The 13,311-nt window shown below is 71.3% G+C and carries 7 protein-coding genes; all 7 read right to left on the bottom strand.

The window, feature by feature from the left end; genetic code table 11:
* Window positions 1-531: 531 nt before the first annotated feature.
* The 7 genes from GTW40_RS12150 to GTW40_RS12120 all read right to left on the bottom strand — a co-directional run bounded on the left by GTW40_RS12150 (window position 532) and on the right by GTW40_RS12120 (window position 13,232).
* Complete coding sequence (locus tag GTW40_RS12150; protein WP_161180185.1) at window positions 532-1,821, bottom strand: citrate synthase; 1,290 nt, start codon at window positions 1,819-1,821, stop codon at window positions 532-534.
* Between the two features lie 196 nt (window positions 1,822-2,017).
* The gene (locus GTW40_RS12145; RefSeq protein WP_161180184.1) at window positions 2,018-4,297 is read right to left on the bottom strand and encodes an ATP-dependent RecD-like DNA helicase; all 2,280 of its coding nucleotides are present in this window, start codon (window positions 4,295-4,297) and stop codon (window positions 2,018-2,020) included.
* A 221-nt stretch (window positions 4,298-4,518) separates the two neighbouring features.
* Window positions 4,519-5,145: a hypothetical protein gene (locus GTW40_RS12140; RefSeq protein ID WP_161180183.1), complete on the bottom strand. Its 627-nt coding sequence runs from the start codon at window positions 5,143-5,145 to the stop codon at window positions 4,519-4,521.
* 112 nt (window positions 5,146-5,257) lie between these two features.
* Window positions 5,258-7,120 (bottom strand): glycoside hydrolase family 3 protein, encoded by a 1,863-nt coding sequence (locus tag GTW40_RS12135; protein WP_161180182.1) that lies wholly within the window; start codon window positions 7,118-7,120, stop codon window positions 5,258-5,260.
* A gap of 321 nt (window positions 7,121-7,441) precedes the next feature.
* Entirely contained in the window at window positions 7,442-8,863 is a 1,422-nt protein-coding gene (locus GTW40_RS12130) for a S28 family serine protease (RefSeq protein WP_161180181.1), read from the bottom strand.
* 111 nt (window positions 8,864-8,974) lie between these two features.
* Window positions 8,975-9,364, bottom strand: coding sequence for a hypothetical protein (locus GTW40_RS12125; RefSeq protein ID WP_161180180.1), 390 nt, complete (start codon window positions 9,362-9,364; stop codon window positions 8,975-8,977).
* 148 nt (window positions 9,365-9,512) lie between these two features.
* Window positions 9,513-13,232, bottom strand: a complete 3,720-nt coding sequence (locus GTW40_RS12120) for an ABC transporter ATP-binding protein (protein WP_161180179.1) — start codon at window positions 13,230-13,232, stop codon at window positions 9,513-9,515.
* Between the last annotated feature and the right edge of the window lie 79 nt (window positions 13,233-13,311).

Here is a 13,311-nt window from a genome sequence, read left to right as displayed (position 1 = left end):
AGGCTCGCGCATCATCCTTACGCTTGAGCACCCGATCGCCGTATCGGGGCTCTTGTGCACCTAAAGGACATATGCAAGAGACGCAGATCACAGTGATGCGAACGTAACCATCGAAGGGGTTCGAAGGTCTAAGTTGGCGGTGTCAGTCCAGCGTCTTGGGGGGCGCCGGCTGGCATCTGGGGTTGTCTTGGGGGACTGCCTCAGAGATGCGTTGCCGGGGCACGTACACCGGGAAGCTTTGAGCGGCCCTCCCAGCGTGCGCTGTCCCGGCAGACCGCAACCGTTTGTGCATCACTGGAGCGCGGTGGGTTCGCCCGCCGTGTTCAGGCAGCGAATTCAGGCGCTGCCTCTCCGAGCGCCCGGCCCGGATCCCGTGGGGGGAATCCGCACCGGGGCATGGGAAGGCGCCCTGGACGTCGGCCCGTGGGGGGACCGACGCGCCAGGGCGCCTTCTTCTTTCCTTTTTGAGGCCCGGTTCGCCTCCGGGGCGCCGTGTGGCACCCCGGAGTCCGAAGCCTTACGGCGCTGAGATCAGCGCTCCTCCACCGGGATGAAGTCGCGCTCGACCACGCCCGTGTAGATCTGGCGCGGGCGGCCGATGCGGGAGCCGGGCTCCTTGATCATCTCGGTCCACTGGGCGATCCAGCCCGGCAGCCGGCCGAGGGCGAACAGGACCGTGAACATCTCGGTCGGGAAGCCCATGGCCCGGTAGATCAGGCCGGTGTAGAAGTCGACGTTCGGGTAGAGGTTGCGCGAGACGAAGTAGTCGTCCGAGAGCGCGTGCTCCTCCAGCTTCAGCGCGATGTCCAGCAGCTCGTCGGACTTGCCGAGCGCGGAGAGGACGTCGTGCGCGGCGGCCTTGATGATCTTGGCGCGCGGGTCGAAGGACTTGTACACCCGGTGGCCGAAGCCCATCAGGCGGACGCCGTCCTCCTTGTTCTTCACCTTGCGGATGAAGGAGTCGACGTCGCCGCCGTTGGCCTGGATGTCCTCCAGCATCTCCAGGACCGACTGGTTGGCGCCGCCGTGCAGCGGGCCCCACAGCGCGTTGATGCCGGCGGAGATCGAGGCGAACATGTTGGCCTGCGACGAGCCGACCAGACGGACCGTGGAGGTCGAGCAGTTCTGCTCGTGGTCCGCGTGCAGGATCAGCAGCTTGTCGAGCGCGGAGACCACGACCGGGTCGAGGTCGTACTCCTGGGCCGGGACCGAGAACGTCATGCGCAGGAAGTTCTCGACGTAGCCGAGGTCGTTGCGCGGGTAGACGAACGGGTGGCCGATCGACTTCTTGTAGGCGTACGCCGCGATCGTCGGAAGCTTGGCGAGCAGGCGGATCGTGGAGAGGTCGCGCTGCTGCTCGTCGAACGGGTTGTGGCTGTCCTGGTAGAAGGTGGACAGCGCGGAGACGACCGAGGACAGCATGGCCATCGGATGGGCGTCACGCGGGAAGCCCCGGTAGAAGTTCTTGACGTCCTCGTGCAGCAGCGTGTGCCGCGTGATGTCGCCCTTGAACGTCGTCAGCTCGTCGACGGTGGGCAGCTCGCCGTTGATGAGCAGGTACGCCACCTCGAGGAAGGTGGAGCGCTCGGCCAGCTGCTCGATCGGGTAGCCGCGGTAGCGGAGGATGCCCGCCTCGCCGTCGAGGTAGGTGACGGCGGATTTGTACGCGGCCGTGTTGCCGTAGCCGCTGTCCAGGGTGACCAGACCGGTCTGGGCGCGGAGCTTCCCGATGTCGAAGCCCTTGTCACCGACGGTGCTGTCGACCACCGGATAGGTGTACTCGCCGTCGCCGACCCGCAGTACTACAGAGTTGTCGCTCACGTCTTCCCTCACCGACTTAGTGCCTCATCTTCGAGGTGCCCTGACTGTCTCTACCATCCCCCATTTGGCTCAGGAGAGTGCACTCGGGGTCGCCACTTGGCCCGCTGGCGGCACTCAGTGCCGTCAACCTGCACATCCTGCCGCCTCGACGGACCGTGCGGAAGTGCTCTGTGACCTTCGTGACTCATTTGATCGATCATTTTTCCAGGGCGGCGTCGCGGGACGCCCTCGGGGCCAGCCGGAAGTCCAGCGCGGTGCACCGCCGTCCCGCCGAGACGGTGCGTACGGCCTGCCCGATCGCCTTGCGCGAGCCGACCAGGACGACCAGCCGCTTGGCCCGGGTGACCGCCGTGTAGAGCAGGTTGCGCTGGAGCATGGTCCAGGCGCTGGTGGTGACCGGGATCACCACCGCCGGGTATTCACTGCCCTGCGAACGGTGGATGGTCACGGCGTAGGCGTGGGCCAGTTCGTCGAGTTCGTCGAAGTCGTACGGCACCTCCTCGTCCTCGTCGGTGCGCACCGTCAGCCGCTGCTCGACCGGATCGAGGGAGGTGACCACGCCGACGGTGCCGTTGAAGACGCCGTTCTCGCCCTTGTCGTAATTGTTGCGAATCTGGGTGACCTTGTCCCCGACGCGGAAGACCCGGCCGCCGAACCGCTTCTCCGGCAGCTCGGGGCGGGCGGGCGTGATCGCCTGCTGGAGCAGGCCGTTGAGGGCGCCCGCGCCCGCCGGGCCCCGGTGCATCGGCGCGAGCACCTGCACATCGCGGCGCGGGTCGAGCCCGAAGCGGGCCGGGACGCGGCGCGCGGCCACGTCCACGGTGAGCCGGCCGGCCTCCTCGGTGTCGTCCTCGACGAAGAGGAAGAAGTCCTTCATGCCGTCGGTGAGCGGATGCTGTCCGGCGTTGATCCGGTGCGCGTTGGTGACCACGCCGGACTGCTGGGCCTGGCGGAAGACCCGGGTGAGCCGGACGGCGGGCACCGGACCGCCCTCGGCGAGCAGATCGCGCAGCACCTCTCCGGCACCGACGCTGGGCAGCTGGTCCACGTCCCCGACGAAGAGGAGATGGGCGCCCGGGGGTACGGCCTTGACCAGCTTGTTGGCGAGGAGGAGGTCCAGCATGGACGCCTCGTCGACCACCACCAGGTCGGCGTCCAGCGGGCGTTCGCGGTCGTAGGCGGCATCGCCTCCGGGCCTCAGCTCCAGCAGCCGGTGCACGGTGGACGCCTCGGCGCCGGTCAGCTCCGCGAGCCGCTTGGCGGCGCGTCCGGTGGGGGCGGCGAGCAGGACCTTGGCCTTCTTGGCGCGGGCCAGCTCCACGATCGAGCGCACGGTGAAGGACTTGCCGCAGCCGGGGCCGCCGGTCAGCACGGCGACCTTCTCGGTGAGCGCGAGCCGTACGGCCGCCTCCTGCTCCGGCGCGAGTTCGGCGCCGGTACGGCCCTTCAGCCAGCCGAGCGCCTTGTCCCAGGCCACGTCCCGGAAGGCGGGCATCCGGTCCTCACCGGTGCGCAGGAGGCGCGACAACTGGGCGGCGAGGGAGAGTTCGGCGCGGTGGAAGGGGACGAGATAGACGGCGGTGACCTCCTCGCCCCCGTCGGGCCCGGGGACCTTCTCCCGTACGACGCCGGGCTCTTCGCCGTGCTCGGGCGGCTCCGCGAGTTCGGCCAGGCACTCGATGACCAGGCCGGTGTCGACCTGGAGCAGCTTGACCGCGTCGGCGATGAGGCGTTCCTCGGGGAGGTAGCAGTGGCCCTGGTCGGTGGACTGGGAGAGGGCGTACTGCAGGCCCGCCTTGACGCGTTCGGGGCTGTCGTGCGGGATGCCGACGGACTGGGCGATCTTGTCGGCGGTGAGGAAGCCGATGCCCCAGACGTCGGCGGCGAGCCGGTAGGGCTGGTTCTTCACGACCGAGATCGACGCGTCCCCGTACTTCTTGTAGATCCGCACGGCGATGGAGGTCGACACCTCGACGGTCTGGAGGAAGAGCATGACCTCCTTGATCGCCTTCTGTTCCTCCCAGGCGTCGGCGATGCGCTTCGTCCGCTTGGGTCCCAGCCCGGGGACCTCGATCAGCCGCTTGGGCTCCTCCTCGATGATCGTGAGCGTGTCGATCCCGAAGTGCTGGGTGATCCGGTCCGCGAAGACCGGCCCGATGCCCTTGACGAGCCCGGAGCCGAGGTAGCGCCGGATGCCCTGGACAGTGGCGGGCAGCACGGTCGTGTAGTTCTCGACGTGGAACTGCTTGCCGTACTGCGGGTGGGAGCCCCAACGCCCCTCCATCCGCAACGACTCCCCCACCTGCGCGCCGAGCAGCGCGCCGACCACGGTGAGCAGGTCGGCGCCGCCCCGGCCGGTGTCGACACGGGCGACCGTGTACCCGGTCTCCTCGTTGGCATACGTGATGCGCTCGAGCACGCCTTCCAACTGAGCCATGCGCCGCTCGGGGGCGGGGGGTGTCGCCTGCTGGGCCATGGGAGTGACGGTACCGGCGGGGGGTGACAGAGCGTCGGCTCACACTCTTCGAAGCGGGACGGCTCCGCCCCCTCAGGACAGCGAGCCCTCGTCCGTCTCGAAGCGCGCGATCACCGGCAGTGCGCCGTCGTACGACCAGGAGCCGTCGTCCGGTTCGAACACGGGCCGGACCTCCTCCTCGTCCTCGGCAACCCCGTCATCGCGCCCGGCATTCCACGGGCTCACAACCGCCGCGCGCACCCCACCGGATTCACCCCGCCCACCTCGACGTACAGGGCGGTGGACGGGGGGCACGCGTGGCGGGTCGGGACCGTGTCGGTGACCTTGTAGCGGGGCTTGTGGGGGCCCGTGGCGTCGCAGGCGGTCTCGCGGACCTGGCCGCCGCCGGTGTCGTACACGCAGTCGCCCGTGATGGTGCGGGGGCCGCCGCCGTTGCCGGGGTCGCCGGGGTGCGGGGGCTGCAGGCCGCGCATGCAGGCGTAGCCCTGGGGGACGGCGGGGGCCGTGGTGCGGCCGGTGGTGGGGCTGCCGCCGCCGATGTGCAGGACGAAGTCGGTCGTCAGGGGGCAGGGCGGGCCGTCGGTGACCGGGCCGTCGTGGCGGGCGACGACCCGGGCGGCGGCCCGCTCCCCCGAGCAGGGCACTTCGGTGAAGCTGGTCGGGCCGAAGGAGCTGCACTCGCCCATGGCGAGGAATCCGGCGTCGTGCGTCGGCGGGGCCGAGGAGGGGCGTACCCCTGCCGAGGGGGCCACGCTCTGACAGCCCGTCACGAGCAGCAGCCCCGCCAGTGTCAGCAGTAACGCGGACGACAGCCGTGCCGCCGTGCCCACGGCACCGTTCCCGCGCATCGCACTCCCCCCGAAGACCCCGCCCAGCGTGACGCGCCGCGCGGGCGCCGCGCCAGTCGACAGGGGCGCTTTCCGCCCTTCGGGGGTGTCCTGCCCGGTGCGTGACGTATGTCTAGTACGTCAGCCCGTGACCGAGCGGGTACAGCACCTGCGCCGGGTCGTCCGCCCGCTGCACCGGCACCGGCAGTTTGCCGCGCGGGGCGACCCGGCCCGCGACGACCCGGGCGGCGGCACGCACCTCGACGTCGGTCCAGCCGTACGACGTCAGATACGCCTTGACGGCGGGCAGCCGGGCCACGTCGTACGGGTTGCGGACGGCCACGGCGACCACGGGGCGGCCGGTGGCGAGCAGCTTCTCGACCAGGGTGCGCTGGGGGTCGGTGGCCGTGAGGTTGTACGTCAGCACGACCACCGCGTCCGCCTGTCCGGCCGCCGTCACCGCGTTGTTGATGGTCGCGGTGGAGGGGGCGGTGCCGGTGGACAGGACCGTGGTGGTGAAGCCGAGTTCCTTCAGCGCGGCGGCCATGACACCGGTGGGCGGGCCCGTGGTGCCGGACGGGGAGGCGGGGTCGGCGCCGACCACCAGGACGCGGGGGGTGCGGCGGCGGTCGAGCGGGAGCGTCCGGCCCTCGTTGACCAGGAGGGTGGTGGTGCGCTCGGCGATGCGGTCGGCCGTGGCCAGGTGGGACCTGGTGCCCACGGCCGCGGTCACCCGGGCGTGCGTGGTGTACACGTGGCCGAACAGGCCGAGGCGGGCCTTCATCCGCAGGATGCGCAGAACCGATTCGTCGAGGCGGGCCTCGGTCAGCTCGCCGCCGCGCACCGCGTCCCGTACGGCCGTCCAGGCCACGTCGATGGAGGGCGGGTTGAGGAGCTGGTCCACGCCCGCCTTCAGGGCGAGCACCGGCACCCGGTCGTCGCCGTACTTGGTGCGCACGCCCTCCATGCCGAGGGAGTCGGTGATGACCACGCCGTCGTAGCCGAGGTCGCCGCGCAGGATGCCGGTGACGATCGGGTGGGAGAGGGTGGCCGGGTCGCCCGAGGGGTCGAGCGCGGGGAACTGGATGTGCGCGGTCATGATCGAGTCGATGCGCGCGGCGATCGCGGACCGGAAGGGCACCGCGTCCAGTTGCTCCCACTGGTCCCGGGTGTGGGTGATGACCGGGAAGCCGGTGTGGCTGTCGGTCGCGGTGTCGCCGTGGCCGGGGAAGTGCTTGGCGGTCGCCGCGACCCGGGCCGACTGATAGCCCTTCACCTCGGCGGCGGCCATGCGCCCCACGAGGGCCGGGTCGGCGCCGAAGGAGCGCACGCCGATGACGGGGTTGGCCGGGTTGACGTTCACGTCCGCGTCGGGCGAGTAGTCCTGGTTGACGCCCATCGCGCGCAGCTCGGTCCCGGAGATCCGGCCGAGGGCGAGGGCGTCGTACGTGGAGCGTCCGGCGGCGACGGCCATGGCGCCCGGGAACAGCGTGGCGGGCTTTCCCACCCGGCACACCGCGCCGTGCTCCTGGTCGGTGGCGATGAGCATGGGCAGCCCGCGCTTGAGGCCGAGGGACGCCTTCTGGATGCCGTTGGACAGGTCCGCGATCTGCCGCGGGTCGCGCGTGTTGTGCGCCCAGGTGAAGTAGATGATGCCGCCGACGCGGTACTTGGCGATCAGCTCGGCGGCGGTGTCGACGCCCAGCTCCTGGCGGTTGGCGTCGATGTCGGCCTGGTCGGGGGCGGTGGCGGAGTGGCCGTAGACCCGCATCACGAAGAGCTGGCCGACCTTCTCCTCCAGCGTCATGGCGGCGATCAGCGCGCGCAGCGCCCGGTCGTCCGGCGTGGCGGTGGCGGTGGCGTGGGCCGCCGGGGCGGGCGCGGCGAGTGCCGCGGTGAGCCCGGCGGTGGCGGCGAGGACGGCGCGTCTGGACGGCCGTGCGGTGTTTCCCGTACTTCCCGTGTTTCCCGTGCTTGCCGTGCGGGTGTCGGGCACGTGCGCCCCTTCCGGAGGTGAGTCACTGAAGGAAACTTCCGAGGAATCACCAATATCCGGGAAGTTTCTTTCCGTCAAGGGAACGCACAGGGCGGGTCACCGGAGCGTGCGGGACCGGAAACGGGGCCGCCACCGGCGCATGGGAGGGGGGCGCGCCGGTGGCGGTGACGCCGGTCGCGGTGCGGCTTGGGAGGGTGATGTCGGTTCCTGGTCTGCGGACCCGGCCGACACCGCACCACGGACTCGTCCGGCGTTCGGGGCTTGGACGGGCGAGGGCGCCGACCGGTTCCCGTCCGGTCGGCGCCCTCCGTGTCGTAGGGCCTACGGCCGCAGCGCGGGCTCGCGCTCCACGTCGCGTACGTCGAGCCGCGCGTCGAAGCGGGCCAGCGGCTTCGCCGCCGCCGGGTCGGACTGGACATTCGGGGAGGCGACCCCGGCCCAGTCGAGGATCCGGGCGGTGGCCAGGGTGCGCTGGTCGGCGACCAGGCCTGCCACGTTGGCGCCGTGGTTCATGCCGGGCGCGGTGAACACGTAGGAGTCACGGGCGCCCGCGCCGGGGCGGAACCGCTCGGCGCCCCACGGGTCGTTCTGGCCGTAGACGAACAGCATGTGCCGGGCGTGGTGGCGGACCCAGGTGTCGACGTCCCGCATGGCGCCGGGCTGGAAGCGCATCGGGATCGAGCGCGGCACGAAGTTGCGCGGGGGCTGGTAGCCGTAGCGGATCAGACGGCGCTCGATGTGCGGGAAGTGGATGGTGGGCGAGCCGAGTTGGGTGCCCGCCTGGTAGTAGTACGGGGTGTACTGCTCCAGGCCCTGGTCGGTGTAGGCGGAGAAGCCGGAGATCGTGTCCACCGAGTCCCAGATGGCGTCGTCGCTCGCGTGCGCGGCGTCGGCGGGGATGCTGTCGCAGTCGGGGCCGTTGTACTGCCAGAAGCCCCAGACGTAGTCGAGGACGACGGCCTCGTACGCCTTGTCCAGGGAGCCGACGGTGCCGAAGGTGTAGCCGCCGTCGGCCGCGAACGTCGCGTACCGCTTCTCCAGCGGCTCGCGGCGCACCAGGGCCTCGCGCTGGACGGCGTTCAGCCGGTCGCGGCACTCCTTGGTGCCGACGGTGGTGAAGAAGCGGTCGTAGGCCGAATCCTCGTTGTTCACCACGTCGTTGGGGGCGACGTAGGCGACCACGCCGTCCATGTCGCGCGGGTAGAAGCGCTCGTAGTAGGTGGCGGTCATGCCGCCCTTGGAGCCGCCGGTGGCCAGCCAGTTGGCGGAGTAGACGCTCTTCAGGGCCTGGTAGACGCGGTGTTGGTCGCTCGCCGCCTGCCAGATGTCGAGCTTGGACCAGTCGGCCGGGGCCGGGCGGGACGGGGTGAAGTAGCGGTATTCCAGGGAGACCTGGTTGCCGTCCACGATCTGGGTGGGCTCGCGGCGCGATGGGTTGGTGGAGACGTTGTAGCCGCTGGTGTAGAAGACGGTCGGTCGGCTGGTGTCCTTGTGCAGCACCGTGATCCGCTGCTGGAAGGTGCCGCGGTCCGGGTGCCGGTGGTCCACGGGCTGGGTGAAGTTCAGGACGAAGAAGCGGTAGCCGGTGTAGGGCTTCTCCTCGATCAGGCTCATGCCGGGTATGGCGAGGAGCCGGTCCTTGATGTCGGCGGGTGCGGCGGTGGCCGCCCCCGCGGTGCCTGCCGCGCCCAGGGTGCCGAGCAGCACCGTGAACGCCAGCAGCCATCTGAGGGCCTTGCGCATTCGACTCTCCCCTGTGAGACACATGTGCGCCGGAAGCTATCCGAGCAACTGGTGTGACACCAGAGGGTGTTGGGAGTGTCGGACGATCAATGCGGGTCTACCGCGCGGCGATCAGCACAGAATCCAGCCCGAGCTGACCGAGCGGCGCCCCACCGAGCCGCGCACCCAGACGCAGCGGTGTCCGGCGTGCACGACGACCGGGCCCGCGTGGTGGCGGTAGCGGCCCCGGTCGGTCACCGGTCGGTTGCCGCGCGCCTGCACGCTGACCGACATCACACCCGGCCGACTGGAGGCCTTGGCGACGGTGACCGCGCAGACGAAGCCCCCGTACTTGTAGAGCCGTACGACGCCGGTGCCGAACGGCAGGGTGCGTACCTGGCGCCCCGGGCAGTCCTGGCGCGGGGCGGCCCCGGCGCCGGGCGCGGCGAGGACGAGCACTCCGAGAACCGTCAGCACGGCCGCGCCGACCGCCACCAGCCGGCGTATCGCGTCACCGCCCACTCCCGTGCCTCCCCCGCGCCCTGGACATACGCCGTCGATGTACGTACTGGTGTCGTCGATGTACGTACTGGTGTACGGACGCGTGGGATGTGCCGGACGGTTGCACGACCGTCAGCGAAACGCGCGGGGCGCCCGCCGGGCGTCCGGTTCAGCCCGTCACGCCCACCGGCTCCTCCGGCTCCGCCTCCCCCACGAAGGTCCGCCACAGCCGGGCGTACCGGCCGTTCAGGGCGAGGAGTTCGTCGTGGGTGCCGTCCTCCGCGACTCGGCCGTGGTCCATCACGACCACGCGGTCGGCGCGGGCGGCCGTGGTCAGCCGGTGGGCGACCACCAGGGTGGTACGGCGGCCCGCCAGGCGGTCGGTGGCCTGGTTGACCTGGGCCTCGGTGGCCAGGTCGAGGGCGGCCGTCGCCTCGTCGAGGAGCAGGACGTCGGGGTCGACGAGTTCGGCGCGGGCGAGCGCGATCAGCTGGCGCTGACCGGCCGAGAGGTTGCGGCCGCGCTCGGCGACCTCGTGGAGGTAGCCGCCGTCGAGCGTGGCGATCATCTCGTGCGCGCCGACCGCCCGCGCGGCCGCCTCCACCTCGGCGTCGGTGGCGTCGGGGCGGCCGTAGGCGATGGCGTCGCGGACCGTGCCGGGGAAGAGGTACGCCTCCTGCGGCACGACCCCGAGCCGGTGCCGGTACGAGGTGAGGTCCAGGTCGCGCAGGTCGGTGCCGTCGGCGGTGACCCGGCCCGAGGTGGGGTCGTAGAACCGCGCGACCAGCTTGACCAGCGTGGACTTGCCCGCGCCGGTCTCGCCGACGAAGGCGACCGTCTGCCCGGCCGGGACGGTCAGGTCGACGCCGGTCAGCGCCTCCTCCTCGTCCCCGTACGCGAACGACACGTCCTCGAAGGCGATGTCGCCGCGCAGCGAAAGGACCTCCAGGGGCTCGACGGCGGAGCCGGTGGAGGCGGGCTCGCGCAGCAGCTCCTGGATGCGGCCGAGGGAGACGGTGGCCTGCTGGTAGCCGTCGAAGACCTGGGAGAGCTGCTGGACGGGCGCGAAGAACAGGTCGATGTAGAGCAGATAGGCGACCAGCGCGCCGGTGGTCAGCGTGGCCGCCTCCACCCGCCCGGCGCCCGCGATCAGCACGGCGGCGGCCGCGACCGAGGCGAGCAGCTGGACGAACGGGAAGTAGACGGAGATCAGCCACTGGCCCCGGATACGGGCCTGCCGGTAGCTGTCGCTGCGCGCGGCGAACCGGCGCCCGCCGTCGCCCTCGCGCCGGAACGCCTGCACGATCCGCAGCCCGGCGACCGACTCCTGCAGGTCGGCGTTGACGACCGAGACCCGCTCACGGGCCAGCTCGTACGCCTTCACGCTGGCCCGGCGGAAGAAGAAGGTGGCGACGATCAGCAGGGGCAGCGTGGCGAAGACGACCAGGGCCAGCTGCACGTCGAGCACCAGCAGCACGCCCATGATCCCGAAGAAGGTGACGACCGAGACGAACGCGGTGACCAGCCCCGTCTGGAGGAACGTGGACAGCGCGTCCACGTCGGTGGTCATCCGGGTCATGATGCGGCCGGTCAGCTCGCGCTCGTAGTAGTCGAGGCCGAGCCGCTGGAGCTGGGTGAAGATCTTCAGGCGGAGCGCGTAGAGCACCCGTTCACCGGTACGGCCGGTCATCCGGGTCTCGCCGTACTGCGCGACCCACTGCACGAGCACGGTGAGCAGGCCGAGCAGCGAGGCCGCCCAGACCGCGCCGAGGGCCGTGCGGGTGACGCCCTGGTCGATGCCGTGCCGGATCAGCACCGGGAGCAGCAGGCCCGCGCCCGCGTCGACGGCGACGAGCAGCAGGCTGATCAGCAGGGGGCGCCCGAAGCCGTGCAGCAGACGGCGCAGCCCGTAGGAGTCCTCGGGGCTGACCGCGCGGGCCTCGTCCACGCCAGGGGTGTCGGTGGCCGGGGGCAGCGCCTCGACCTTGGCGAGGAGTTCCGGGGTGGCCGGGGTGCCGGAGAGGGCCCGGTCGCGGGGCTCGCGGTCGCCGGTCCACAGCCTCGGCGTCACCCCGCGCTCGGCGTCGAACTCGGCGTCCAGCTCCTCGCGGACGGTGGTGTCCTCGCGCGGCTCGGCCGGGCGGGCGTGGCCCGGGGAGATCCCGCCCAGCTCGTCGGGGTCGGTGAGCAGCCTGCGGTAGAGCGGGGAGCGCTCCTGGAGCTCGGCGTCGGTGCCGATGTCCGCGAGGCGGCCGTCCTCCAGGACCGCGATGCGGTCGGCCAGGTTCAGGGTGGAGCGGCGGTGCGCGACGAGCAGGGTCGTACGGCCCTCCATCACCTGCTTCAGCGCCTCGTGGATCTCGTGCTCCACCCGGGCGTCGACGGCGCTGGTGGCGTCGTCCAGGACCAGCAGCCGGGGGTCGGTGAGCAGGGCGCGGGCGAGCGCGACGCGCTGGCGCTGGCCGCCGGAGAGGGTGAGACCGTGCTCGCCGACCTTGGTGTCGTAGCCGTCGGGCAGCTCGCCGATGAAGCCGTGTGCCTGGGCGGCGCGGGCGGCGGCCTCGATCTCCTCCTGGGTGGCGTCGGGGCGGCCGTAGGCGATGTTCTCGCGGACCGAGGTGGAGAACAGGAAGGAGTCCTCCGGGACCAGGCCGATCGCGGCGCGCAGCGAGTCCGTCGTCAGCTCGCGCACGTCGTGGCCGCCGACCAGGACCGCGCCGCGGCTCACGTCGTAGAAGCGGGGCAGCAACAGGGAGAGGGTGGACTTGCCGGAGCCCGAGGTACCGACGACGGCCAGGGTCTCGCCCGGCCGGATCTCGAAGCTGAGCCCCTTGAGGACGGGCCGGTCGTCGTCGTAGCCGAAGGAGACGTCGTCGAACTCGACGGAGGCGGGCGCGTCGGCCGGGAGGGCCTTGGTGCCGTCCTTCATGGTCGGCTCGGTGTCGATCAGCTCAAGGACGCGCTCGGTGCCCGCGCGGGCCTGCTGGCCGACGGTGAGCACCACGGCGAGCATCCGCACCGGGCCGACCAGCTGGGCGAGGTAGGTGGAGAAGGCGACGAACGTACCGAGCGTGATGTGCCCGCCCACCGCGAGCCAGCCGCCGAGGGCCAGCATGGCGACCTGGCCGAGGGCGGGTACGGCCTGGAGGGCGGGGGTGTACTTGCTGTTCAGCCGGATGGTCCGCAGCCGCGCCGCGAACAGCCTGCGGCCGACCTCGCGCAGCTTCCCGGTCTCCTGCTCCTCCTGCCCGAACCCCTTCACCACACGGACGCCGCTGACCGCGCCGTCCACCACTCCGGCGACGGCGGCGGCCTGCGCCTGCGCGTACCAGGTGGCGGGGTGCAGCCTGCTGCGGCTGCGCCGGGCGATCCAGCCGAGCGCCGGTCCGACCGCGAGCGCGACCAGGGTCAGCGGCAGCGACAGCCAGGCCATGATCCCGAGCGAGATCAGGAAGAGCAGCACGTTCCCGATGGTCATCGGGAGCATGAACAGCAGGCCCTGGATCAGCTGAAGATCACTGGTCGCCCGGCCGACGACCTGCCCGGTGGACAGCTCGTCCTGACGGCGGCCGTCGAGCCGGGTGATCGTGCGGTACATCTCCGTCCGCAGGTCGTGCTGGACGTCGAGGGCGACCCGTCCGCCGTAATAACGGCGGACATAGGTGAGCGCGTACACGAGCAGCGCGGCGCCGACCAGGGCGCCCGCCCAGGGGGCCATGGCGCGGGTGTGGCCGCCGATCACGTCGTCGATGATCACCTTCGTGATCAGCGGAACGACCGCCATGACGGCCATTCCGGCGAGCGAGGAGCCGAGGGCGAGGACGACGTCCTTCGGATACCGCCAGGCGTATCCCGCCAGTCGCCGTGCCCATCCCCGTTGCGGTCCCACGCGGGTGTCCTCCGTTTGTCGGCCTGATCTTCCGTGAGGCACAAACGCGGGGTGGAGGGGGGGTATTCCGGGCGGGGTG

It is taken from the genome of Streptomyces sp. SID4985, from assembly GCF_009863025.1.
GTDB lineage: Bacteria > Actinomycetota > Actinomycetes > Streptomycetales > Streptomycetaceae > Streptomyces.
The sequence above is the reverse complement of the archived record's forward strand: the minus strand, read 5'-3'. Positions and strand labels throughout refer to the sequence as shown.

What these genes read in the sequence shown, in the direction of transcription:
- GTW40_RS12145 (WP_161180184.1), bottom strand. Translation starts at nt 4,297, where the DNA reads ATGGCCCAGCAGGCGACACCCCCCGCCCCCGAGCGGCGCATGGCTCAG.
- GTW40_RS12140 (WP_161180183.1), bottom strand. Translation starts at nt 5,145, where the DNA reads ATGCGCGGGAACGGTGCCGTGGGCACGGCGGCACGGCTGTCGTCCGCG.
- GTW40_RS12130 (WP_161180181.1), bottom strand. Translation starts at nt 8,863, where the DNA reads ATGCGCAAGGCCCTCAGATGGCTGCTGGCGTTCACGGTGCTGCTCGGC.